We start from the raw sequence: 22,670 nt of genomic DNA on the forward strand, positions 1-22,670 counted from the left end.
TGAGCGCTTGCGCGAAGAGCATGAACCCGATGAGCGCTTGCGCGAAGAGCATGAACCCGATGAGCGCTTGCGCGAAGTGGGGGCACCTCCCGCCCGATGGGCCCACGCGCGCAGCGCAGGGGAGGCAGGGGGACATGAACCCGATGAGTTGCGCGAAGAGAATGAACCGGATGAGGAGATCGAGATGACTCAACCCAAGGGCAAGCGCAGCGGTCTCGGCCGCGGGCTGGCGTCGCTCATCCCCACCGGTCCGTCCGATGGCGAACAATCGTCGCTCGGCAAGATGGGCTCCGCCGCTGCCGATGTGGTGATCGGGGGAACCAGCCCAGTCAACGTCGCGGGTGCCGTCTACCGCGAGATCGATCCGTCTGCGATCGACCCGAACCCGAAGCAGCCGCGCCAGGTCTTCGACGAGGAGGCACTGGCCGAACTCGTGCACTCGATCCGCGAGTTCGGGCTCATGCAGCCGATCGTGGTCCGCGCGGTGCCCGGCGCGGGCGCGCCGAGGTATCAGCTCGTCATGGGGGAGCGTCGATGGCGGGCCGCGCAGCAGGCGGGGCTGGCCACCATCCCCGCGATCGTTCGCGAGACCGGCGACGAGAACATGCTGCGCGACGCACTACTGGAGAATATTCACCGCGCGCAGCTGAATCCGTTGGAAGAGGCCGCCGCCTATCAACAGCTGCTGGACGAGTTCGGCGTCACCCACGACGAACTGGCCGCCCGCATCGGACGGTCGCGTCCCCTCATCTCCAATATGATCCGGCTGCTTCGGTTGCCGATCGCGGTACAGCGGAGGGTGGCGGCCGGCGTGCTGTCCGCGGGGCATGCTCGTGCGCTTCTTTCGCTCGAGGGTGGACCTGAACGGCAGGAGGAACTCGCGGCGCGCATCGTCGCCGAGGGTCTGTCGGTGCGCGCGACCGAAGAGGCTGTCACGTTGGCCAACCACAGCGACGCCGCGGCGCCCGCACCGCAGCGCCGCAAGCCGATCCACATGCCGGGGCTGCAGGATGTTGCTGAACGGCTGTCGACGGCCTTCGATACCCGCGTCACGGTCGCCCTCGGCAAACGCAAAGGCAAGATCGTCGTCGAGTTCGGGTCGGTGGAGGACTTGCAACGCATCGTCGAACTCATGAGCGACGCAAAACGCTGACCGCCCACCCGCGGTAATTACGTCACTGTGACACAAACCCCTGGGAAGGTGCCCGTGGAGGTCGGCCCTGCACGGAAAAACCGTGTGTACCAACAGCTTTCGGCGGCAGCACCGTCCTGCACAGCGGACGGCGGCGATTTCGGGCGAGCGGTGGCGCGCCCTTCTATCCTGGAGTGGCAGCCGTGCACATCAGCACCGTACGGAACCCGGAGAAGTTAGTGCCGCCACGAATTACGCCCATGCGGCTCGAAGCATTCGAGCAGCTGCCCAAGCACGCTCGTCGGTGCGTGTTCTGGGAAGTGGATCCGTCGACCCTGCAGCCGCAAGCCGGCGGCAACTACCTGTGGGACCCGGAGTTCGAGAAGGAAGCATGGCTGTCGATGGTCATGCTCGAGTGGGGTGCGTGCGGTCAGATGGCGGTGCTGTGTCCCGAGTCGATGGGTGACGACGCGGTGCCGGCCGGCGACGAGCCATGCCTGGGCTACGCGTTCTACGCCCCGCCGCGGGCCGTGCCGCGAGCCCGGTACTTTCCGTCCGGTCCGGTCAGTGCCGACGCCGTATTGCTCACCACGCTGGGGGTGGAGTCCTCGGAGAGCGTCGACACGCTGTCGCGCAGTCTGATCGCCGCCGTCGTCGGTGACCTCGTGCGCCGCGGCGTGCGGGCACTCGAGGCGTTCGGCCGTACCGCCGACGTGACCGACCTGGCCGATCCGCAGACCGTGTCGCCGGTGCTGCGTCCGATCATCGAGGTGCTGGGGGACTGTTCCATCGATCAGTGTGTGCTGGGCGTCGACCTGCTACAGGACGCCGGGTTCGTCGTGGTGTCGCAGCACCCGTACTTTCCTCGGCTACGGCTCGAGTTGGAGCAGGGATTGGGCTGGAAGGCCGACGTCGAGGCGGCGCTGGAACGCCTGTTGGAAACCGCGCAGTTGCAGCAGCCGGTCGGGGCCGGCGCGAGCCCCTGCTAGAGCCGTGGACTCAGCTCGGGCTGACCCGCCCGGCCTGCTCGACGGAAAGCTCGTGCGCCAGAAGTTCGGCGAAAGTGAATGTGCCCGTAGGGCGGTCGTTCTTGCCGAGCAGGTACAGCCGCTTGACCGCGGCGAGGATGCCCTCGGCAATCGAGTCGCGGGTCTGACTGGACACCAGCAGCCCGCGATCCCGCGGATTGGTCACGTAGCCGACGTCGACCTGCACCGTGGGCATGCGCGTCAGACGCAACAGATCCCACGTCCGTCCGTGTGTGCGGCAGTCGCGTAATCCGGTGCGAGCCACCACTTCTCGCTGGATGAAGTCGGCGAGGTTGCGTCCGATGGTGGACACCGAACCGTGCGAGTTGCCGAAGTGAAACGATGCGACACCGTTGGCGGCCGGACTCGGCTGGGTGGCGCAGCGCAGGCTGATCATCAGATCGGCGCCAACGGTATTGGCGGTGCCGGCGCGCGCGACGTCGAACGGTGCGCGGTTGGCCGGCCGTGACAGGAACGTCTCCATACCGATGGCGGTCATCCGGCCCTCGAGCCGGCTGGCCAGATCCCACAGGATGTCGGCTTCACTGATCGGACCGTCGGGACTCTGCATGATCAGGCCGTGGTCATCGCCTCCGCGGCCGGGGTCGATGATGATCCGCTTACCGGACAGCCGCGGACCGGAGCTTCGTACCAGTTCTTCCTCACGGATCGCGTGCGGCGAACCGCCGGTGACGCGCGAACCCAGAAAGTACAAGGAGCGCAACGTTTCTGGGCCGCAGATGCCGTCGGGATACAGCCCGTATTCGCGCTGATACGACATCAGTGAATTGTGGGTGTGCAGACCGAAGTGTCCGTCGACCATGTCGGTGTAGAAGCCGAGGTCCTGCAGCCGGGCCTGCAGCGTGGCGACGTCGTCGCCGAACATCGGTGCGCCGAACTGATGATTGAGGGTGCGCGCGCCGAGGCGGTACGACGCCTCTTTCAGCGCGCGGTAGGTCGCCTCGCCAACGATTCCGTCGACTAACAAGCCGCGGTGCTGTTGGAATGCTCGCACGGCGTGGTCGAGCTCTTCGTCGAAGACGTCGAACGCGACATGCCTGCCCGTGGTGAGGTCGTCATCGGGATTGTCGGCCATGCCCAAAGACGTCAAAGCGGCCCGGATCTCGGTGACCGCACTTCCGCGGTCACCGCGACGCAGACTCGACATAGGCGGCCTTTCGGTCACGGATGCCGGCGGTCGCAGAGCGCCGACAAGGCGTAGCAGAGCTAGACAGCATTGTCTCAGACGCTTCTGGGATTCGGTAAAACGCCAGGCGAGTGTCCTACCCGCCGAATTGAAGCGTTACACCACGTCAGCGAGTTCGCGCAGCAAGGCGGCCTTGCCTTTCGCGCCGACGATGCGCTTCACCGGCGCACCGTCCTTGAACAGGATCATCGTCGGGATGGACACCACCTGGAAGTCACGTGCGGTGGCGGGGTTGGCGTCGACGTCGATCTTGGCGACGGTCAACTGCCCGGCCTTCTCACCTGCGATTTCCTCGAGCACGGGGGCGACCATCTTGCACGGGCCGCACCACGTCGCCCAGAAGTCCACCAGCACGGGCGTGCTGCTCGACAGTACGTCGCTGGCGAACGAGTCGTCTGTGACGATTACGGTCGCTTTTCCAGCTGTGGTTTCAGCCATGGTCAACTCCTATTTGACGGGGACAGCGGTTTCTTCATCGCTTGGGGCAGAACCGATTTCGGCCAGCCAGCGTTCGGCGTCGATCGACGCGGAACAGCCGGTGCCCGCCGCGGTGATGGCTTGTCGATAGATGTGGTCGACGAGATCGCCCGCGGCGAATACGCCCTCCACGGAGGTAGCGGTGCTGCCGTGCTGCACCTGTACGTAGCCGTCGGCGTCCAGCTCGACCTGGCCCTTGACCAGATCCGAACGGGGGTCGTGGCCGATGGCGACGAAGACGCCGGTGACATCGAGCGTGGACTCTTCTCCGGTGACCGAGTTGCGCAGCCGCACACCGCTGACCTTTGGGTTTCCCTCGATCGACACCACCTGGGTGTTGAGCAGGAACTTGATCTTCTCGTTGTCACGGGCACGCTCGAGCATGATGCGGGAAGCGCGGAACTCCTCGCGTCTGTGCACGATGGTCACGCTGCGGGCGAAGCGGGTCAAAAACGTTGCTTCTTCCATGGCGGAGTCGCCGCCGCCGACCACGACGATGTCCTCGTCGCGGAAGAAGAAGCCGTCGCAGGTGGCGCAGGTGCTCACACCCATCCCGATCAGGGCTTCCTCGCCCGGTACACCCAGGTGGCGGGCCGCCGCGCCCATCGCGAGAATGACCGCGCGTGCGTGGTAGGTCTCGTCGCCGACGGTGACGGTCTTGACGGGCCCCTCCAGCGAAACGGCGTCGACATCCTCCATCCGCAGGTCGGCGCCGAAGCGCAGCGCCTGCTCACGCATCTGGTCCATCAGTTCGGGACCGGTGATGCCGTCGCGGAAGCCCGGGTAGTTCTCCACCTCGGTGGTGGTCATCAGCGCGCCGCCGAACTGGATGCCTTCGAACACCAGCGGGGTCAGCTGAGCGCGGGCCGCGTAGATGGCTGCGGTGTAGCCCGCGGGCCCGGATCCGATGACGATCAGGTCATGAACCGTGGGATTGGAGGTCATGAGCGCTATTCGCCTTTCTGCCGATTTACGTCGGCACGGGTGTAACACCAGCCTAAGCCGGGGTGTTCCCGTCAGGCTCAGGGGACAGATTACGGGCGGGTGACTACGTCCTTGGCCAACAGGCCCGTGTGAGCTCCACTGCAATCCTGGTCGACCACCACGGCCACCACGGCTGCGGGGGTTTGTCCGGGTAGCAGCATCAGTACTGCGGGCTCGCCGCGCATTTCCAGGGGACGGGCGCCGAGGACCGGGGTTCCCTGGGCGTAACCCAGCCCGCCGAGGCAGGCGCCGCGGCGCTGGGGATCGGTGAGCGGGCCGTAGTCGGGTGGCTGTGACAGCAGGCTGATGATCTGCGGGGCGGGCAGCGGGATGGTGGTCGCCGGGCGTGCCGCGGTGATCTGCTCGGCCGTCGGCCCGGCCGGAAATGTGGGCGCGGGGTCGTGGCCGAGCAACAATGCGCCGACGACGGCGCCTGCCAGCGCGGCTCCGACACCGACGATCAGCGCGAACCGGTGCAGCCGCCGCAGCGGCCGCCGCACGGTATGTGCGGGCTCGGCTCGCAGTGCGCCAATGACCCGCGCCGTCACGTCCGGTGGGACGTCGGCCGCGGAGGATGCGTCCGATCCGAGCTCCCTGAGGTCACGCCGGACACGCTCGACCACGGCAGGATCGATGCCGTCCTGGTCGCTGTTGTCCATCGCTGCTCCCGCGGGTTGCCTGACGTCAGCCAGTCTCCATCACGGTGGTTCAGACTTCAGGACAGGCCGCCGCGGTTCCACCGTCGGCCATCGCGAAGTACTCCAGCGTCTCGGCGAGCTTGCGCCGCGCCCGCGAACAGCGGCTCTTCACGGTGCCCTCGGCGACACCGAGCATGCGGGCCGTCTCGACCACCGAGTAGCCCTGCATGTCGACCGCGACCACTGCTGCGCGCTGCTCGACGGGTAGGCGCATCAGCGCGCGCTCGACCACGATCGCGGTGTCCACCCGCGGCATCGGATCGCCGGCGTGACAGGTGTCCTCCAGTAGTGCGACGGTAGGCCGGGATTTGTTGCGCCGCAGCTTATCCAGACACGCGTTGACGACGATGCGATACAGCCAGCTGCTGACAGCGGCATCGCGACGGAAGGCGGCGGCGGTGCGGTGCGCCGACAACATCGCGTCCTGCAATGCGTCGGCGGCGTCGTCGGGGTTGCGGCTGGTGAGCGTGGCGAGCCGGTAGAGCTGGCGGTGGTGACGGCGGAACAGTTCCTCGAACGCGTATCGCTCGCCCGCGACGTGAGCGGCGAGCAACTCCGCATCGGTGCGATCAGAAGTCCCCACAGCCGAACACTAAACGGCGCCGAGGGTGCCTCCCGACACATCTTTGCGGGGCTGGGGATAGCCCGTCAGCCGGCTGCCTTGAGGGTGATCTCCGCGATGTCCGAGCGGTTCTCGCCGTCGACGGTGCCCAGAGTGGACACCCAGACCAGCAGGTACGAGGTCGCCTCGGCATTGTCGATCTTGATGGTGTTCTTGCCGGGCTGCATCTGGGTGGCCGACTTCAGCACGGTGGTGTCCGCGAGCGAGGCAGGGGAGGACGACTGCGCCGACCGGATCTCCACCGCGGTGCCGGTGCTGTTGAGGTCGACGGTGACCTCGCCGATCTTGGTGGGCTTGGGTAGCTGCAGGATCAGCCCGACACCGTTCTTGAAGTTGGGGAAGGGATTCGGATCCGTGTACGTGTCGATCGGCCACACAGTTGTCGGGTTACCGTCGATGGCGAGCTTGGCCTCGGTGGGGGCGTCGGCTTCGCCCTCGGGCGAAAAGACCGTTGCCGAAACGGGTTTCACGGTCTCGCCCGGGCTGCTACTGCTGCTCTCCGTCGTCGAGCCGGGAGCATTGAGGCCCAGTTCGTCGCCGCCGAGGCCACCCCCGACGTCGCCGAAGATTCGCGTCAGCACCGTGCCGAGGAGAACCAGCGCGATGATGATGACCGCGCCGCCGACGCCGAGCCCGATGAGGAGCGCCTTGCGGCGGCGTGCCTGCGCTTCGGGGTCCTCGGCGAGGTTCTCGCGGAACCGCTTCTGCTGGGGCGGCGCTTCGGCTTCGTCGACCGGAGCGATGAGCTCGGTGCGATCGGCGATCGCGGTGGCCTGTTGCAGCAGGTTCAACAGCGTTGGGGCACTGCGAATGCCGCCGCCCTCCTGCACCGCACGCGCCGCGGCGGCGGAGATCTGGAACGGGATCTGACGGTCGACCGCGCGAGGCTCGACGGGCTGGCCTGTCGAGTCGAGTTCGGCGGGCGCCAACCCGCTGCGCACGCCCGACTCCGGAAGCGGCCATTTGTCGACAAGCAGCGCGTAGAGCGCCGCGCCGATGCCGCGGATGTCGTCCTCGGGGGTCGCATCCGGCAGCGTCGCCGGGAAGGCCAGCGCGACATCGCCCTCGATGCTCACCCGCACGCGGCTGGGGTGGTCGATCGACAGCGCCACGCCTGCGCGGTGGGCCGCCTCGGCGGCGGCCGCCAACGATTGGATCGCGCGGGCACCGCCGATCGGCGAGGGTGACGTCTCGGCGACCTCGGCGAGCGAACCGCCGCGGATCCACTCGGCGACCACAAGACCGCCCGATCCGGTGTTGGCGACGTCGAGCACCCGGGCGACACCGGGCATGTCGAGGCGACTCAGTTTGAGGGTGCGCGACAGGATCTCCTGCAGGTTGCCGTCGGAGAGCGTCGCGTCCGGGTCGACGAACGTCAGCGCCACCTGGCGGTCGAGCGCGGTGTCGAGCGCCTGCCAGAACTGCAGCGTCGGCGGTCCGCCGTGGAAGACGAGCAGGCGGTACCGGCCGCCGCCGATGACGGCTCCCGGTATGAGATGGACGTCTTCATCGGAGGTCGCGGCCTCGATCGCCGGTTCTCGCGGCACGTCGAAGGGCAGCGATTCGCGGGTCGGATCGCCGCCGTAGTCCGACGGTGGGCGGCCGGATGCCGGCATCGGCGTCGTGCCGTTGGCCTCCTGGGTCGAGATCTGTGCCGTCTTGTTCGCGTCGGCGGGAGACTGGGCGACGTCGGGCTGGAATTGGTCGGCGGACACCGGTGCTTCGCGGTCACCAGACGGCGGCGCCAGCGGGATCTTCGCGGTGGCGGTGTTGTCTGGACCCGGCACGGAGCCGCTTGCGGGGTCGTTGGTCACCGCTGGTCCTTTCCGCATCCCGTCCCCGACGGCCGCCGGGGGCCCGCGCCGCACGACCGGAGGGCCCGGCCGACGCCCTGGCACGGGCGAATTCCTTTGATGAGCGTACGTGAGGGGTGTGCCCGACGGAGGCTGGTCGGGCCGCGTTGTCGGTGGTGAGGGCACCCTCTGTTGTTCTTCGGCACCGTGTCCGGGACGACCGATGCGCCTCCGTACGACGGCCAGCGCCGCCTCCGCCTCGGGCACCCTGGCGGCGAGCAGGACTCCGGCGATGATCGGCGTCATGATCAACCCGAGCACCAGTAGGCGAAGCAATGACCCGCCGCCGCCCCACATGCTGGTCAGAGACTCGAGACCAAACAGTTTGTCGACTACGTGGGCGAGGAGACCGGCGATCAGCGACGCGCAGATCGTGACGAGGATGGTGCGCACCACGTTCAGGCCGACCAGGCGTCCGCCCGGCGGGTTGAGGTTCGCGCGCAGGAGGTAGTAGCCGACCGTCGCACCGGCGACGAATCCGAGCCCGTTGGCCAGGCCGAGGTAGCCGGCAACCAGGTCGGGATCATCGGTGAGGTGCGGCGCCGCCACGGAGGCCGCGATCTTCACAGTGGTGATCACGACGATCAGCGCGATCGGCGTCCACGGCTGCTCCCGGGCGTAGAAGACCCGAAGTTGCAGCAGCACAAGGGAGTAGGGGATCAAGGTGAAGGCGGACAGGCTGATCGCCACGCCGAGGTAGCCGGCATCGACATCGCCGAAGTTCCCGTAGGAGAACAGCGCGCTGCCGATCGCGGGGCCACCCACCGTCATCATGGCCACGATCGGGATGAGCGTCACCATCGTCAGGCGCGTCGCCAGCGACAGGTCGGCCAGCACCGCGGGCTGGTCGTTGGCGGCGGCGTTTCGGCTCAGCCGTGGCATCACCACGGTTAGCACCGTCACCCCGATCACGCCGAAAGGCAGCATGAGGACAAGCCAGGTGTAGTTGTAGATGGCCGGACCCGAAGCCGCAGCGCCACTGGCGATCCGATTGCCGACGATCAGTCCGACCTGACTGATCAGCACGTAGAGCACCATCGCGGACGCCATCGCGCCGAACTGCTTGAGCCGGTCGTCGATCCCCCACAGGGGGCGCAGGCTGACCCGCTCGCGCCGCAGTGCGACGAGCAGGACCACGACCTGTGTCACGGTTCCCAACGTCATGCCGACGCCGAGCACGAGCAGCTTCGCGTTGCCCATCTGCACCGGGTCCAGCGAAAGCTCGCCGGGGACAACGAGATAGAGGCCGAGCGTGGCAATTGCGACGATGTTGTTGCATACCGGCGCCCAAGCCGGCGGCCCGAAGACGTTGCGGGTGTTGAGGATCGCCATGAACACCGACGACAACCCGTAGAACAACACCTGCGGCAGCAGAAGATAGGCGAACGCCGTTGTCAGATCGCGATTCACCTGAGTGTCATGACCGAGCATCAGTCCGACCAGCAGGGGCGCCGAGACGATGGCCACCGCGGTGGTGAGCAGCAGCAGCGTGGTCGCCAGGGTGACCAGGCGGCGTACGAATGCCGTGCCGCCGTCGGGGTCGTCGCGCTCGGCCCGGGCGAGCACGGGCACGAAGATCGCGGTGAACGTCGCCTCGAGCACCAGTGCGGCGATCAGGTTGGGAAGTTGATAGGCCACCGAGAACGCACTGGACAGCGCGGCGCCGAGAATGGTCGCGATCAGCACGATGCGGGCGAAACCGGTCAGCCGGCTGATCAACGTGGCGAAGGCCATGCCCCACGAGCGGGACACCACTGCGGCGTCGGACAGTTCAGGCCGCCCGGCCCGGCGCCGCGGCGCGGGTCCGCGCGGAAGCCGCGGTGGTGGCGGTGGCGGGGGTCGAAGGCGCGGCGATGGGGGACCGGCGAGCGGATCGGGTGGGCTGCCCGGACCCGACGCGGTCGGGTGGCGTGGTGGCAGCGGCCCCCCGAGATCGACGCGGGGCAGCGGTGGGCCAGGGTGGCCGCGTCCTTCTGGGCCCACGCTCGGAGAGCTGGGGATGGTACTCATTTCTCGCTACCGGTGGTCCGGCCCGCGTGCGTACCGGCGGTGCCCGCCGATTCGTCGTCGAAACGCAACGCGACTTCGAGGGGATCGGGCCTGTCGAGGTCGGCGCGGTCCGGCTGGCCGCGGAAGCGATGCCAGAGCCGTCGGCCGACGAGCAGCGCGAGGATCGCCCCGCCGGTCAGCGTGATGAAGAACAGCACCTTGCCGTACGCGTTGGAATGCACGGACAGGCGCACCGGTTCGCCGAGCGGCAGACCGTCGTCGGTGCGCAGTGCCACGTCGACGGCAACGCGCTGGGTGAAGTGCACCTCGATCGGCACCTTCAGTGGCAGGAAGCCGGGAGGCAGCTCGATGACGCCCATATCGGTGACGGTCATACCCGGCGGAGCGTCGACGTCCAATCTCACCCGGATCGGCACGGGGAGGTTGTTGCGCAGGGCGAGCGGCAGCGGGCTGCGTTCGGTCGCCAGCGTGTACGAGCCACCCGGGTTGACGATGGTGACCGCGTTGAACAGGTCGTCGACCGTGCGGCCCACCGTGGTCAGCCGCTGCTGCGCAAGGCCGTTGCGGGCGTCCGGCGGTACCGACTGGCTCAGTGCGCGCAGCGAGTCCTCGCGCAGCGGTGCCGTGTAGCTGTATCCGGTGAGTCCGGTGCGCTCATCGGTGGTCAACGCCGCGGTGAGGCCCCACAGCCGGCCCGTCACCGCTGAGATGCCCGCCACGACGGCGTCGTCGAATCGGCCGCGCGGATCCCCCAGGTTGGTCTCGGGCAGCGGCGCGACGGCCTGTGTCGGCACGGCGTTGCCGTCGGTGATCACCTGGGTCAGCGGTCGCGGCCGCGCCATCCCGGCGTTGATCATCGTCGCCGACGCGGTGAGAATCGCCTGCGCATCCGCGGGCCGAGGGCTCCACACCATCGGAGGCATGAGGATTTCGGTGCGCGGCGCGAAATCGGGTTGCAGCGCGCGCCACATCAGAGCGCCGACCGCGTCCTGCCTGCGCGCGACCTCGGATGCGTGCTGAAGGGGGATCGCCAGGGAGGGGTCGAGGTACGACGGCGACACGGGTTCGGCGCCCGCTCCGGCCAGCGCCGCGCCGACAGCAGGGTCGAACGGTGACGAGACGAGGTTCGGCGTGTAGCGCACCGGCGACAGGTCCGCGGGACTCGGAGTGTCGGCACCACTGTCGGACTCCGATCCGGCGGCGACCTCGGCCGCGCCGATCGCGACGGTCGTACCTCCCCTGTCCTCCGGACGTGGGCCCATGCTGGACAGCAGCTGGACCGCAGGCCCGGTGAGTGGCCCGTCGCCGATCAGGCTGGCGCCGCGAACCGATGCGATCCCGAGGATCTGGTCGACGATATCGCCGGCCGCCGTCACCGCGATGCCGGACAGGCGAGGTTCGCCGACGCGTCGGAGTGCGTCGAGGTCGGCCTGCGCGTAGGTGGTCGCCGCGACGCACATCTGCTTCGCGATCGCCCGCAGGCGATTGAGCCAGGCCACCGCGGCGTCCTGACCCGCACCGGGATGTGTCGGCGTGCCCGGCCCCGCGTCGGGACCGTCGTTGACGACGTAGCCGCCCGTCATCGCGTTGACGGTGACGAGCAGATCGGGGTCGACGGCCAGACACGTCGACATGCGGACGTGCCCTTCGGGATCGACCTGAGGTCCGGTCGCGAACTCCACGGCCGACAACAAAGTGTCCAGCCGGCCGCCGGCCGCCAAAGAAGTCGCCAGGTCGTCGTCGATCAACCGCACCGGTGTGGTGCCTCCGGGTGCGCCCGCGGCCAGCCGGGGACGGTCGGCGAACGGCCACAGCACGGTCAGCCCGACCGGTTTGGAGGTGTCCGGCGGTACCACCGCCGTCAGTGCGTCGTCGGTGTCTGCGGAGGGGTCACGTGGCACACCGAGCACCGGCAGCAGGAACCGGGCGTCGTCGAGGCGCGCAGGTTCGCCGTAGTCCGGGGTTCCGTTGACGTTGACCATCACCGGATAGACCCCGGGCTTCTCGATGCCCAGCGACGGTTCCTGTGCGGAGCGCAGCGGGTAGGACAGGGTGAATGGCACAGCACTTCCGCGGGCCAATTCCGGTGCAAGCGTGACGAAATGGGCGACGGGCTCGAACTGGTCGACATTGCCTGCGAGGTTGGTTCGCAGCCCGGCCGACGACTTCACGGCCGCGGTGTGCTCGAGGCGGACCATGACGTCGCGCACCGGGCGGTCGCCGACGTTTTGCACGGTGCCGGTGACGGTGACGACCGGGTCGCTGGTCGTGGTGACGACTTCGGGAGTGACGCGATCGATGTGCACCGAAAGGAACGGTGTCGAGCCCGGCTCGCCTGCAGCCGCGCGGGGCGCCACCATCGGGACGACGAACAGTGCCAACAGCCCGATCGCGACGAGCAAGCGCGCCGCTGGGAACATGCGCGGCCCCGTCCCCTGCCCTTCGGGCGTGGGCCCAGCCGTACTCACGGCCCTTGGCCGCATCCGTTCGTCCGCCGAGTTGTCTTTTCGTCGGGACGACGGTTGCGGGTGTGCGAGTGCGTCTGGGCCCGGCGCCGCGGCGAAGTCCGTGGCAGCGGCGGCAACGCGGCGGGCCCATCCGCGTGCAGTTTGTCGATGAGCTCACCGGCGACCTCGGCAAGCCGGCGTTCGTCGGCGTAGGCCAGCCGCGATGGCAGTTCTCTCAGCGGCACCCACGCCACCTCGGTGACCTCGAGGTCCTCGTCGGACAGCTCACCGTCGAGGAATCGCATCAGGTAATGGTGCACCGTCTTGTGCACGCGGCGCCCCTCGGTGACGAACCAGTAGTCGATGCTGCCCAGCGCGGCCAGCACGCTGCCCTGTATTCCGGTCTCTTCGGCGACCTCGCGAATGGCTGTCTGTTCAGCGGTTTCGCCCTGCTCTATATGTCCTTTCGGCAGCGACCAGAGCATCCGGCCGCGCCGGTCCGTGCGCCCGATCAGCGCCGCGACCTGGCCGTCCTTGGGTCCGTCGATACCGTCGATGACGAGGCCGCCGGCCGATGTCTCGTGCACGGTGCGCAAGCGGTCCGGTGGGCGCCGCGGCCGCGATTTCTGGGGCTTGGGCTGCGGGTTGGTCTGGTCTTTCGGGGCGGGAACGGCCGCATTGTTGTGGTGCTCGGCGTTGGCGGCGCCGGCTTCGGGGGGACCTGCGGCGCGGCGGCCGCGACGACGGCCGCGGCGCCGTCGTGGTCTTGCCTGTTCGCCGTCCGACACCCAAGCGATAGTAGCTGCCACGGTGTATCGCTCCGGCCGCACTCACCGGTCGTGATGGAGCCGTTGCTATTAGGGTGTCCGAACGTGGCCGGATCAGCGAGTGACGCCGAACTGCTGGGTGCAGCGCAGGTTGCGCTGAACCAGCACGGCGACGTCCTGCGCGACCTGGGTCGCGTGTTCGCTGACGCGGGCCACGAGCTCTTCCTCGTCGGCGGAAGCGTGCGCGACGCGCTGCTCGGCCGCCTCGGCAATGACCTCGACTTCACCACCGACGCGCGCCCCGAGCAGATGCAGGTTTTCCTGCGCGGATGGGCCGATTCGCTGTGGGACACGGGCATCGAGTACGGGACGCTCGGGGTGGGCAAGGCCGGTGACCGATTGGAGATCACCACGTACCGCGCCGACACCTACGACCAGGTGTCGCGCAACCCCGAAGTGCAATTCGGCAACAACCTCGACGACGATCTCGTACGCCGCGATTTCACCGCGAACGCGATGGCCGTCCGCATCACCGCCGACGGTCCGGGCGAGTTCCACGATCCGCTGGGCGGTTTGGCGGCCGTGCGCGCGAAGATGCTCGACACCCCGGCCGCCCCCGAAAGGTCGTTCGGCGACGACCCGCTGCGGATGTTGCGCGCGGCGCGGTTCGTCTCACAACTGGGCTTCACCGTCGCCCCGAGGGTCGTCGCGGCTCTGGTCGAGATGGCGCCCCAGCTGGACCGGATCTCCGCGGAACGGGTGGCCGCCGAGTTGGACAAGTTGCTTCTCGGCGCGGACCCGGTCGCCGGGATCGACCTGATGGTGCAGACGGGCCTCGGCGATGTCGTGCTGCCGGAGGTGGGCGCCATGCGGATGGCCATCGACGAACACCATCAGCACAAGGACGTCTACTGGCATTCGCTGACCGTGTTGCGCCAGGCGATCGATCTGGAATCCGAGCCCGATCTGGTGCTGCGCTGGGCGGCGCTGCTGCATGACATCGGTAAGCCGTCCACCCGCAAGCACGAAGACGACGGCGGCGTCAGCTTTCACCACCACGAGGTGGTGGGCGCGAAGATGACGCGTAAGCGGATGCGGGCGCTGAAGTACAGCAAGCAGATGGTCGACGACGTGTCCCAGCTGGTGTATCTGCACCTGAGGTTCCACGGCTACGCGGACGGCAAGGGCACGGGCCGGTGGAGCGATTCGGCGGTGCGGCGATACGTCACCGACGCCGGTCCGCTGCTGCCCAGACTGCACAAGTTGGTCCGGGCGGACTGCACCACGCGCAACAAGCGGCGTGCCGCCCGGCTGCAGGCGGCCTACGACGACCTCGAGCATCGCATCGCGGAGCTGGCCGAAAAAGAGGATCTGGAGCGTGTGCGGCCCGATCTCGACGGCAACGAGATCATGCGACTGCTCGACATCCCGGCCGGACCGCAGGTCGGCCAGGCGTGGCGGTATCTCAAGGAGCTGCGGCTGGATCGCGGTCCGCTGTCGCATGAGGAAGCGGTCGACGAGTTGACGAAGTGGTGGAACTCGAGAGGCGACGGCACCGTCTGATCGTCATGGAGTACTGCCTCGGTGACGGCGACGGCTCGGCGACCATCTGGACCGCTGCCCCCGATATCGACCTCGACGGTGACGGCGCATTCGAGGCGGTCGGCCTGGATTTCGACGGTGACGGACTGCTCGACGACGCGATGGCCGATCTGGATGCCGACGACGTCGCCGACCATCTGATCCGTGACCACGGTCCCGAGGCCGCCTACTTCACCGACGACGGCACCGGCACCTGGGCGGTCAGTGCCGACCGGGTAGGGCTCTTGAGATGGTTCGGGCTCGACGGCGTCGAGCACACCGGCGGGTCGGTGGTCGACGTCGATGCCGATGGTCAGGCCGACGACAGGCTCGCCGACTCCGACGGTGACGGGCTGGCCGACCGCGCGGTGAGCGGTGAACACGCCTACGTCGACACCGACGGAGACGGCCGGTGGGACATCAAGCTGAGCGACCGCGATGCGGACGGTCACGCCGACGGGGCCGACGAACTCTCTTAGCGGCCCGGTCCGGGCGGGCCGGCGAACGCCTGCGCGATACCGAGCCACCGTTCGGCGTCCTCGCCGGTGGCCGTGACGTCCAGCGCTGAGCGTGGCCTGCGCTGCGTGACGAGCATGCAGAAGTCCTGCGCCGAGCCGGTGACCCGCTGCGCTGCGTCCTCGGGACCCCACGACCATGTCGAGGCCCCAGAGTTGCTGGGGGCGCTCAGCTGCACGAAGAACGGATCTGCCGGTGGCGCAAGGTTGTTGACGGCGAACGCGAAGTCGCGGGTTCGCACACCGATGTGTGCGATCGAGCGGAGCCGCGCGGTCGCGGGCCGGTCGGCGCCGAGCGCATCGGCCACGTCGAGGCCGTGCGCCCACGTCTCCATCAGCCGGGCGGTGGCCATCGACGCCGCGCTCATCGGCGGACCGAACCACGGCAGCTTGCGGCCGTCGACCACCGTGAGCAGCTCGTCGTGCAACTGGCCGCGGGTGCGGCGCCAATCGGCGAGCAGCTGATCGGGCGGCGTCACGGCCAACTCTTCTGCGCCCGCGTCGACGAATCCGGACGGGTCCTCGGCGGCCTCGGCGAGGACGGCGTCGAACCCGGATTGGTCGGTGACAGCGGTCAGCGCGACGCGGTCGGTCCACAACAGGTGGGCGATCTGATGAGCGATCGTCCATCCCGGTGAGGGTGTGGCCTCCGCCCAGCGCGCGGCGGGGAGGTCGGCCACCAACGCGTCCAGTTCGTCGCTTTCCGCGCGCAGATCGGCCACCATAGGCTCGGCACCAGCCATGCCGGTCACCTTAGCCCGAGGGTCGGCTCCGGCGGCCGAGCGCCGCGTGCGCGGCCAACCCCACCAGGTAGACACCCGACCCCGCCAGCACGAGTGCCGGCTGCTGCCCGTCGTCGGGAATCACGATCGCCGACAGGCTGATCGCGATGATGAACGTGATCCAGAACAGTGAGTCCTGCACCGCGAAGACGTGGCCGCGCAGCGCGTCGTCGACATCGAGTTGCATCGCGCTGTCGGCGCACAGCTTGACCACCTGACCGGCGATGCCGAGCAGAAAGCCGCACACCATCATCATCGGCACATGCAGGCCGACCCCGCCGAGTTGGATCACCGCCGCCAGCGCCAGGGATCCGTTGGCGGTCGCATAGCGTCCCCACCTGGCGACGGCCATCGGCATGATCGCCGCGGCCAGCAGGGCCCCGGTGCCGGTGGCGGCGCCGAACAGCACCGCCGTACCGAACCCGGCGACCTCCTGGGTGTCGCTGTGCCGGACGATCACGAGCACCAGCAGGCTGTTGATGCCGAACGCCATCCGGTGGGCGGCGAGCCCGGACAGCGTCGCCGCCACCGTCGGGACCGTCGCCACGGTGCGGGCGCCGTGTATCCAGCCGGTGGCCACCGCATACGCCACCGATCCGTGAATCGCTCGCACGCTGTCGTCGGGGCCGAGCATGTGGGGCGGAAAGCGCCACGACAGCCACAGGGCGATCGATACCGGGATCGCGACGATCAAGATGATCGCAGCAGCGCCGCTGTCGCCCGCGCCGAACACCATCCGGGGCAGCACCATGAAGAACGCGCCGAGGAATGCGGCGACGGACCCCGTCGCCGTCGCAACGGAGTTCATCGCCACCACCCGGTCCCGCGGCACCACATGCGGCAGTGCCGCCGACAGGCCCGACGAGACGAATCGGGTGAATCCGTTGACGACCAGTGCGGCGATGAGGATCTGCGGATCGTCCACACCCACCTGCAGTAGCGCCGCCACCACGAACGCCATCAAGAGGCGGCCGGTGTTGGCACCGACGAGAACCAGCCGCCGATCCCAGCGGTCCAGCAGCGCCCCGGCGAAGGGCCCGAGCAGGGAGTAGGGCAAGAAGAGCACGGCGAAGGCGCCGGCAATTGCCAGCGGTGTGGCCTGGCGTTCGGGGTTGAACAGGATCGCGCCCGCGAGCCCGGCCGCGAACAGGCCGTCGCCGAACTGACTGACGAGCCGAAGCTCCAGGAGCCTGCGGAACTCGGGCAGGTTGCGGACGGAACGCAACACGGCGAGCGGCGCGCGCACGTCCACCACGAAAATCCGTCCTGTTGTCTGTTGGGGGCGATGTTCGGCGATCTGCCGCCCCCGAGAACCACAGTACAAATATCCCGGCGAGCGGGGTTTGTTCGCCACGTTGGCAGGTTGCTGATGCGATGATGTTGAGGTGGCGCATTCAGAGGACCCAGAGGACTTCATCGCGCCTGCGAAGCACCGGGTGCGGGCCGGCACGCTACTGCTCGCCAACACCGATCTCCTCGAGCCGACGTTTCGGCGCAGCGTCATCTACATCGTCGAGCACAACGACGGCGGCACGCTCGGCGTGGTGCTGAACCGGCCCAGCGAGACCGCGGTGTACAACGTGCTTCCGCAGTGGGCGAAGCTGGCCACCAAACCCAAGACCATGTTCATCGGCGGACCCGTCAAACGCGACGCGGCGCTGTGCCTGGCGACGCTGCGGGTCGGCGTTGACCCAGCGGGTCTGCCCGGGCTCCGGCATGTGCAGGGCCGCATGGTGATGGTGGATCTCGATGCCGAGCCCGAGGCGATCGCGCCGGTGATCGAAGGGGTGCGGATTTTCGCCGGTTACTCGGGCTGGACCATCGGTCAGCTGGAAGGCGAGATCGAGCGCGACGACTGGATTGTGCTGTCCGCAATGCCATCCGACGTTCTCGCCGAGCCGCGAATGGACTTGTGGGCCCGTGTTCTCCGTCGTCAGCCGCTGCCGCTGTCGCTGCTCGCGACTCACCCGATAGACGTCAGCCGCAACTGAAAACCGCTGAGCGCCAGTACGTTCAGCTGCAGGACAGCGTGCACGTCGCGCAGGCGCCACCACAACCACCCGCGGCTGCCGCGCCCGGTGCCCAGCCCGTCGGTTCTTTGCGTGCGATGACCTTCGCCGCCTGCCAGCAGCCCGCTGCCACTGTGCTCACGGCACCGACCACGCACACGATGACCACGACGACGGCGGTGTCCGGGCGACTGGAAAGCGCCACGGCGCCGGCGGACGCGAGCATGGCCGCAGCGGCGAGTTGGGTCGGTGCGACCCCTCGAAGCACCGATTGAGCGACATCAGCGGATCGGGGCCGGACCAGTAGCCACACCCCGAAGCCCGCGATCGCCAGCGCGGCGCACAAACAGAGCACCGCGACAATGAACATGGGCCACACAATACGAGGCCGCCGAGCCCGGTGTGTTGGGCGTCCCCCCGGGCGCCAGGCTTCGCCCGGGGGGACAAGCTTTTATCCGGTGAGTCCGGTGGTCGGTTGGGTCTGGGCGCCCTGGGCTCCCAGTGCGCTGGGGGCGGGTGCCGCGGGTTGCGCCGCGGGCTGTGCTGCCGCCGAGGCCGGCTGTCCGGGAACTGCGGGGGCGGGCGGGGGCGTCGCGCCGGGTGGTGCCGGGACGCTGACCTTGAAGCCTCTGACGATGGCGTCCGTGGCAGGGGCCGCCGCGACGACCTGGTCGACGCTGGTGGTGACGGCGAGCGACACCAGGTATTTGTCCGGGCCGGCGGTCGCGATGATGTGGCGCCTAGAGGTGTTCAGCGTCATGGAGTTTTCGCGGTAGGTGCCCTCGATGGTCGACGTCGGCATCCCGCCGACATCAACAATGGAGCCATCGGTGGACCGCCAGGCGGGCATCTGCTGCGCGTCGATGAATCCGTGGCTGATTGCCTCCTTCGGATCGAATTCACCCACCAGCTTGTAGACCACGATCTGCGCGTTCGACGAGTAGAGACCGTTACCGCCCACCCGGTCGGCGATCACGGCGAACGCGTCGGCGACGTTGGGGTCGGGTACGTGCGCCCAGCCACTCGGCATCGGCAGCACGATGTTGAGGGCTTTGAAGTCGGCGCTCTTCTGAGGCTCGAGCGTGACGCCCTTTGACTGGAAGAAGTCGGTAAGCGTGCCGGCCGTGGCCGGTGTGATCGCCTGCGGTGCCGGCGCCGCGACCTGCGGTGTGGCGACTCCACCTGGCGCCGCGGTGGCCGCGGGCGCCGCCGGGGTGAGGGCGGCATTGGGTGCGGTCGGGACGCTCAGTGCGGCGTTCGGCGCGGCGGGGGTCAGTGCGGTCCCCGGCGTCGCCGCGGACTGCGAGATCACGGACGGCGCGGGCTGGGGAGGCAGCGGCTGTACCGGTTGGGCCGAGGCGGGGACACCGGTCAAGCCGAGGACGCCGACGACAGCTGCGGCCACACCGGTGGCCAGGGTCCTCGAGCGCCGGGCGGTCTCGGTCATCGACGTCGGTCCTTCCACTAATGGCTCGCCACGTTTGGTCAGCCCGCCGACTGTAACCACGGTCAAACCGCGGTCACTAGGGCTGGAATGGACCTGCAACCTTGTTCTGACCGGGCGGTGATGCAACCGAGACCAACCTGTGGCCGGAAACCTCCGATTGGTGGACTTATACCCTGTTCACGTGACTGACTCGCCCGACGCCGGAACCGATACCCCGCAGCACCGCTACACCGCGGAGCTCGCCGGGGAGATCGAGCGCGCCTGGCAGCAGACGTGGGCGGACACCGGGACGTTCAATGTGCCCAACCCGGTCGGCTCACTGGCGGCACCCGACGGAGCCGCGGTACCTGCGGACAAGATGTTCGTGCAGGACATGTTCCCGTATCCGTCGGGAGAGGGTCTGCACGTCGGGCATCCGCTCGGGTACATCGCCACCGACGTCTACGCGCGCTACTACCGGATGACCGGCCGCAATGTGTTGCACGCGTTGGGCTTCGATGCCTTCGGGTTGCCTGCCGAGCAGTATGCGATCCAGACCGGCACGCATCCGCGCACCCGGACCGAGGCCAACATCGTCAACTTTCGCCGACAGCTGGCCCGCCTCGGCTTCGGGCACGACTCCCGGCGAAGCTTCTCGACCACCGACGTCGACTTCTACAAGTGGACGCAGTGGATCTTCCTGCAGATCTACAACGCCTGGTTCGATCCGTCGGCCGACAAGGCCAAGCCGATCGCCGAGCTGATCGCCGAATTCGATTCGGGCGCCAGGTCGCTCGACGACGGCAGACAGTGGGCGGACCTGTCAGCCGATGAGCGCGCCGACGTCATCGACTCGCACCGACTGGTCTACCGCGCCGATTCGCTGGTGAACTGGTGTCCCGGCCTGGGCACCGTCCTGGCCAACGAGGAGGTCACCTCCGACGGCCGCAGCGAGCGCGGAAACTTCCCCGTGTTCCGGAAACGGTTGCGGCAGTGGATGATGCGCATCACGGCGTACTCAGACCGGCTGCTAGACGATCTCGAGGTGCTGGACTGGCCGGACAAGGTCAAGGCCATGCAGCGCAACTGGATCGGACGGTCGGTGGGTGCGTCGGTCCAGTTCGGCACCGATGCAGGTGATATCGAGGTCTTCACCACCAGGCCCGACACGCTGTTCGGCGCCACGTACATGGTGCTGGCACCCGAGCATGAGCTGGTGGACGCCCTGGTCGCCGAGCAGTGGCCCGCCGATGTCGACCCGCGCTGGACGTTCGGCGGCGCGACGCCCGCCGAGGCGGTCGCCGCCTACCGCGCCACCCTCGGGGCCAAGTCGGATCTCGAGCGTCAGGAGAACAAGGCCAAGACGGGCGTGTTCGTCGGCGCGTATGCGACGAATCCGGCCAACGGTGAACGGATTCCGGTGTTCATCGCCGACTATGTGCTGCTGGGATACGGCACCGGCGCGATCATGGCGGTGCCCGGCGGCGACCAGCGCGACTGGGACTTCGCGCAGGAGTTCGGCCTGCCGATCGTGGAAACGGTTGCCGGCGGCGATATTTCGCAGGCGGCGTACGGCGGCGACGGCGAAGTGGTCAACTCCGACTATCTGAACGGCCTGTCCGTCGCATCAGCGAAGGAGGCCATGACGCGGCGGCTGGAGACCGACGGCCGCGGGCGCGCCCGCGTCGAGTACAAGCTGCGGGACTGGTTGTTCGCGCGCCAGCGCTACTGGGGTGAGCCGTTCCCGATCGTCTACGACGCCGACGGCCGCGCGTACCCGCTGCCCGAGTCGGCGCTGCCCGTCGAGCTGCCCGACATTCCGGATTACGCGCCGGTGCAACTCGATCCCGACGACGCCGAAAGCGAGCCGGCGCCGCCGCTGGCCACGGCGACGGACTGGGTGCATGTCGAGCTGGACCTTGGTGATGGGTTGAAGCCCTACACCCGCGACACCAACGTGATGCCGCAGTGGGCGGGCAGCTCGTGGTACGAGCTGCGCTACACCGACCCGTACAACAAAGAGGAGTTGTGCGCCAAGGAGAATGAGGCCTACTGGATGGGGCCGCGCCCGGCCGAGCACGGCCCCAGGGACCCCGGCGGGGTCGACCTCTATGTCGGCGGTGTCGAGCACGCGGTGCTGCATCTGCTGTACGTCCGGTTCTGGCACAAGGTGCTCTACGACCTCGGGCACATCAGCTCGCGCGAGCCGTTCCGGCGGTTGGTGAACCAGGGTTACATCCAGGCGTTCGCGTACACCGACTCGCGCGGCTCATACGTTCCTGCCGCCGAGGTCACCGAACGCGACGGAAAGTTCTACTGGCTCCGGCCGGATGTCGCCGACGGGTCGGCTCCGGGACCCGATGGTGAGATCGAGGTGTTCCAGGAGTTCGGCAAGATCGGCAAGAGCCTGAAGAACTCGGTCTCGCCGGATGAGATCTGCGACGACTACGGCGCGGACACATTGCGGGTCTACGAGATGTCGATGGGTCCTCTGGACGCATCGCGCCCATGGGCGACCAAGGATGTCGTCGGGGCGTACCGCTTCCTGCAGCGGGTGTGGCGGTTGGTGGTCGACGAGCAGACCGGCGCAGGACGGGCGGTCGAGCACGAGGCGCTCGACGACGACACACTGCGGCTGTTGCACCGCACGATCGAAGGCGTCTCCGACGACTACAAGAACCTGCGCAACAACACCGCGGCCGCCAAGCTGATCGAGTACACCAACCATCTGACCAAGCAGGGTGTGACGGCGCGGCCCGCGCTCGAACCGCTGGTGTTGATGGTCGCGCCGCTGGCACCGCATCTGGCCGAGGAGCTGTGGCAGCGGCTGGGCCACGACACCTCGCTGGCACACGGCCCGTTCCCGGTGGCCGACCCGCAGTACCTCGTCGAGGACACCGTCGAGTTACCGGTGCAGGTCAACGGCAAGGTCCGCGGCCGCATCACCGTCGCCGCGAACGCCGACGCCGATGCATTGGAGACCGCGGCGCTCGCCGACGCCAAGGTGCAGGAGTTCCTCAACGGGGCCACGCCGAAAAAGGTGATCGTGGTGGCGGGCCGATTGGTCAACATCGTCGCCTGAGTATTGCGATTTCGGCGTGGCTGGTCACGCTGAGCGTGACTGCGCACGCC

General features: G+C 68.3%; 18 protein-coding genes. 6 read left to right on the forward strand and 12 right to left on the reverse strand.

Annotated elements, in window-relative coordinates; all coding sequences use genetic code 11:
• Positions 1 to 184 precede the first annotated feature (184 nt).
• Positions 185 to 1,153 carry a ParB/RepB/Spo0J family partition protein gene (locus AB4Z42_RS14875; RefSeq protein WP_442010053.1) on the forward strand — a complete coding sequence of 323 codons (969 nt, stop codon included), beginning with the start codon at positions 185 to 187 and terminating at the stop codon, positions 1,151 to 1,153.
• 218 nt (positions 1,154 to 1,371) lie between these two features.
• Positions 1,372 to 2,121, forward strand: a complete 750-nt coding sequence (locus AB4Z42_RS14880) for an acetyltransferase (RefSeq protein WP_442010054.1) — start codon at positions 1,372 to 1,374, stop codon at positions 2,119 to 2,121.
• Positions 2,122 to 2,131: 10 nt separating this feature from the next.
• On the opposite strand, the gene AB4Z42_RS14885 is transcribed toward AB4Z42_RS14880, so the two are convergent.
• The 8 genes from AB4Z42_RS14885 to AB4Z42_RS14920 all read right to left on the reverse strand — a co-directional run bounded on the left by AB4Z42_RS14885 (position 2,132) and on the right by AB4Z42_RS14920 (position 13,246).
• A complete protein-coding gene (locus tag AB4Z42_RS14885; RefSeq protein ID WP_442009949.1) occupies positions 2,132 to 3,328 on the reverse strand; it encodes an N-acetylmuramoyl-L-alanine amidase in 1,197 nt (398 codons plus the stop codon).
• Positions 3,329 to 3,463: 135 nt separating this feature from the next.
• Positions 3,464 to 3,805 carry a thioredoxin gene (gene trxA, locus AB4Z42_RS14890; RefSeq protein ID WP_442009950.1) on the reverse strand — a complete coding sequence of 114 codons (342 nt, stop codon included), beginning with the start codon at positions 3,803 to 3,805 and terminating at the stop codon, positions 3,464 to 3,466.
• 9 nt (positions 3,806 to 3,814) lie between these two features.
• Positions 3,815 to 4,789, reverse strand: coding sequence for a thioredoxin-disulfide reductase (gene trxB, locus AB4Z42_RS14895; protein WP_442009951.1), 975 nt, complete (start codon positions 4,787 to 4,789; stop codon positions 3,815 to 3,817).
• Between the two features lie 89 nt (positions 4,790 to 4,878).
• On the reverse strand, positions 4,879 to 5,487 hold the full coding sequence (locus AB4Z42_RS14900) for a hypothetical protein (protein ID WP_442009952.1): 609 nt from the start codon (positions 5,485 to 5,487) through the stop codon (positions 4,879 to 4,881).
• Positions 5,488 to 5,536: 49 nt separating this feature from the next.
• Positions 5,537 to 6,109: an RNA polymerase sigma factor SigM gene (gene sigM / locus AB4Z42_RS14905; RefSeq protein ID WP_442009953.1), complete on the reverse strand. Its 573-nt coding sequence runs from the start codon at positions 6,107 to 6,109 to the stop codon at positions 5,537 to 5,539.
• Between the two features lie 65 nt (positions 6,110 to 6,174).
• The gene (murJ, locus tag AB4Z42_RS14910; RefSeq protein WP_442009954.1) at positions 6,175 to 10,011 is read right to left on the reverse strand and encodes a murein biosynthesis integral membrane protein MurJ; all 3,837 of its coding nucleotides are present in this window, start codon (positions 10,009 to 10,011) and stop codon (positions 6,175 to 6,177) included.
• Positions 10,008 to 12,431 carry a hypothetical protein gene (locus AB4Z42_RS14915; protein WP_442009955.1) on the reverse strand — a complete coding sequence of 808 codons (2,424 nt, stop codon included), beginning with the start codon at positions 12,429 to 12,431 and terminating at the stop codon, positions 10,008 to 10,010. The genes murJ and AB4Z42_RS14915 overlap by 4 nt, the downstream gene beginning before the upstream one ends.
• Positions 12,432 to 12,475: 44 nt before the next feature.
• The gene (locus tag AB4Z42_RS14920) at positions 12,476 to 13,246 is read right to left on the reverse strand and encodes an NUDIX hydrolase (protein ID WP_442009956.1); all 771 of its coding nucleotides are present in this window, start codon (positions 13,244 to 13,246) and stop codon (positions 12,476 to 12,478) included.
• A gap of 54 nt (positions 13,247 to 13,300) precedes the next feature.
• On the opposite strand from AB4Z42_RS14920, the gene AB4Z42_RS14925 reads away from it, so the two are divergent.
• Both AB4Z42_RS14925 and AB4Z42_RS14930 read left to right on the forward strand, forming a co-directional pair.
• Positions 13,301 to 14,788: a CCA tRNA nucleotidyltransferase gene (locus AB4Z42_RS14925; protein WP_442010055.1), complete on the forward strand. Its 1,488-nt coding sequence runs from the start codon at positions 13,301 to 13,303 to the stop codon at positions 14,786 to 14,788.
• 5 nt (positions 14,789 to 14,793) lie between these two features.
• Positions 14,794 to 15,285: a pullulanase gene (locus AB4Z42_RS14930; RefSeq protein ID WP_442010056.1), complete on the forward strand. Its 492-nt coding sequence runs from the start codon at positions 14,794 to 14,796 to the stop codon at positions 15,283 to 15,285.
• Here the strand turns inward: AB4Z42_RS14930 and AB4Z42_RS14935 are convergent.
• Together AB4Z42_RS14935 and AB4Z42_RS14940 are read right to left on the reverse strand one after the other, a co-directional pair.
• A complete protein-coding gene (locus tag AB4Z42_RS14935; protein WP_442009957.1) occupies positions 15,282 to 16,064 on the reverse strand; it encodes a TIGR03084 family metal-binding protein in 783 nt (260 codons plus the stop codon). The genes AB4Z42_RS14930 and AB4Z42_RS14935 overlap by 4 nt on opposite strands.
• A 10-nt stretch (positions 16,065 to 16,074) precedes the next feature.
• A complete protein-coding gene (locus AB4Z42_RS14940; protein ID WP_442009958.1) occupies positions 16,075 to 17,358 on the reverse strand; it encodes an MFS transporter in 1,284 nt (427 codons plus the stop codon).
• A 130-nt stretch (positions 17,359 to 17,488) separates the two neighbouring features.
• On the opposite strand from AB4Z42_RS14940, the gene AB4Z42_RS14945 reads away from it, so the two are divergent.
• Entirely contained in the window at positions 17,489 to 18,094 is a 606-nt protein-coding gene (locus tag AB4Z42_RS14945) for a YqgE/AlgH family protein (protein WP_442009959.1), read from the forward strand.
• A gap of 22 nt (positions 18,095 to 18,116) precedes the next feature.
• Here AB4Z42_RS14945 and AB4Z42_RS14950 read toward each other — a convergent pair whose 3' ends face one another.
• Both AB4Z42_RS14950 and AB4Z42_RS14955 read right to left on the reverse strand, forming a co-directional pair.
• Complete coding sequence (locus AB4Z42_RS14950) at positions 18,117 to 18,482, reverse strand: hypothetical protein (protein WP_442009960.1); 366 nt, start codon at positions 18,480 to 18,482, stop codon at positions 18,117 to 18,119.
• 81 nt (positions 18,483 to 18,563) lie between these two features.
• A complete protein-coding gene (locus tag AB4Z42_RS14955; protein WP_442009961.1) occupies positions 18,564 to 19,559 on the reverse strand; it encodes an LpqN/LpqT family lipoprotein in 996 nt (331 codons plus the stop codon).
• 157 nt (positions 19,560 to 19,716) lie between these two features.
• Between AB4Z42_RS14955 and leuS the strand changes: the two genes are divergently transcribed.
• Positions 19,717 to 22,620, forward strand: a complete 2,904-nt coding sequence (leuS, locus tag AB4Z42_RS14960; protein ID WP_442010057.1) for a leucine--tRNA ligase — start codon at positions 19,717 to 19,719, stop codon at positions 22,618 to 22,620.
• Positions 22,621 to 22,670: the final 50 nt, after the last annotated feature.

The organism is Mycobacterium sp. 2YAF39, assembly GCF_052114565.1.
Lineage (GTDB): Bacteria > Actinomycetota > Actinomycetes > Mycobacteriales > Mycobacteriaceae > Mycobacterium.

What these genes read in the sequence shown, in the direction of transcription:
- trxB (WP_442009951.1), bottom strand. Translation starts at nt 4,789, where the DNA reads ATGACCTCCAATCCCACGGTTCATGACCTGATCGTCATCGGATCCGGG.
- trxA (WP_442009950.1), bottom strand. Translation starts at nt 3,805, where the DNA reads ATGGCTGAAACCACAGCTGGAAAAGCGACCGTAATCGTCACAGACGAC.
- AB4Z42_RS14930 (WP_442010056.1), top strand. Translation starts at nt 14,794, where the DNA reads ATGGAGTACTGCCTCGGTGACGGCGACGGCTCGGCGACCATCTGGACC.
- AB4Z42_RS14885 (WP_442009949.1), bottom strand. Translation starts at nt 3,328, where the DNA reads ATGTCGAGTCTGCGTCGCGGTGACCGCGGAAGTGCGGTCACCGAGATC.
- AB4Z42_RS14925 (WP_442010055.1), top strand. Translation starts at nt 13,301, where the DNA reads ATGGAGCCGTTGCTATTAGGGTGTCCGAACGTGGCCGGATCAGCGAGT.
- AB4Z42_RS14900 (WP_442009952.1), bottom strand. Translation starts at nt 5,487, where the DNA reads ATGGACAACAGCGACCAGGACGGCATCGATCCTGCCGTGGTCGAGCGT.
- AB4Z42_RS14950 (WP_442009960.1), bottom strand. Translation starts at nt 18,482, where the DNA reads ATGTTCATTGTCGCGGTGCTCTGTTTGTGCGCCGCGCTGGCGATCGCG.
- AB4Z42_RS14915 (WP_442009955.1), bottom strand. Translation starts at nt 12,431, where the DNA reads ATGTTCCCAGCGGCGCGCTTGCTCGTCGCGATCGGGCTGTTGGCACTG.
- AB4Z42_RS14935 (WP_442009957.1), bottom strand. Translation starts at nt 16,064, where the DNA reads ATGGCTGGTGCCGAGCCTATGGTGGCCGATCTGCGCGCGGAAAGCGAC.
- AB4Z42_RS14875 (WP_442010053.1), top strand. Translation starts at nt 185, where the DNA reads ATGACTCAACCCAAGGGCAAGCGCAGCGGTCTCGGCCGCGGGCTGGCG.
- AB4Z42_RS14955 (WP_442009961.1), bottom strand. Translation starts at nt 19,559, where the DNA reads ATGACCGAGACCGCCCGGCGCTCGAGGACCCTGGCCACCGGTGTGGCC.
- murJ (WP_442009954.1), bottom strand. Translation starts at nt 10,011, where the DNA reads ATGAGTACCATCCCCAGCTCTCCGAGCGTGGGCCCAGAAGGACGCGGC.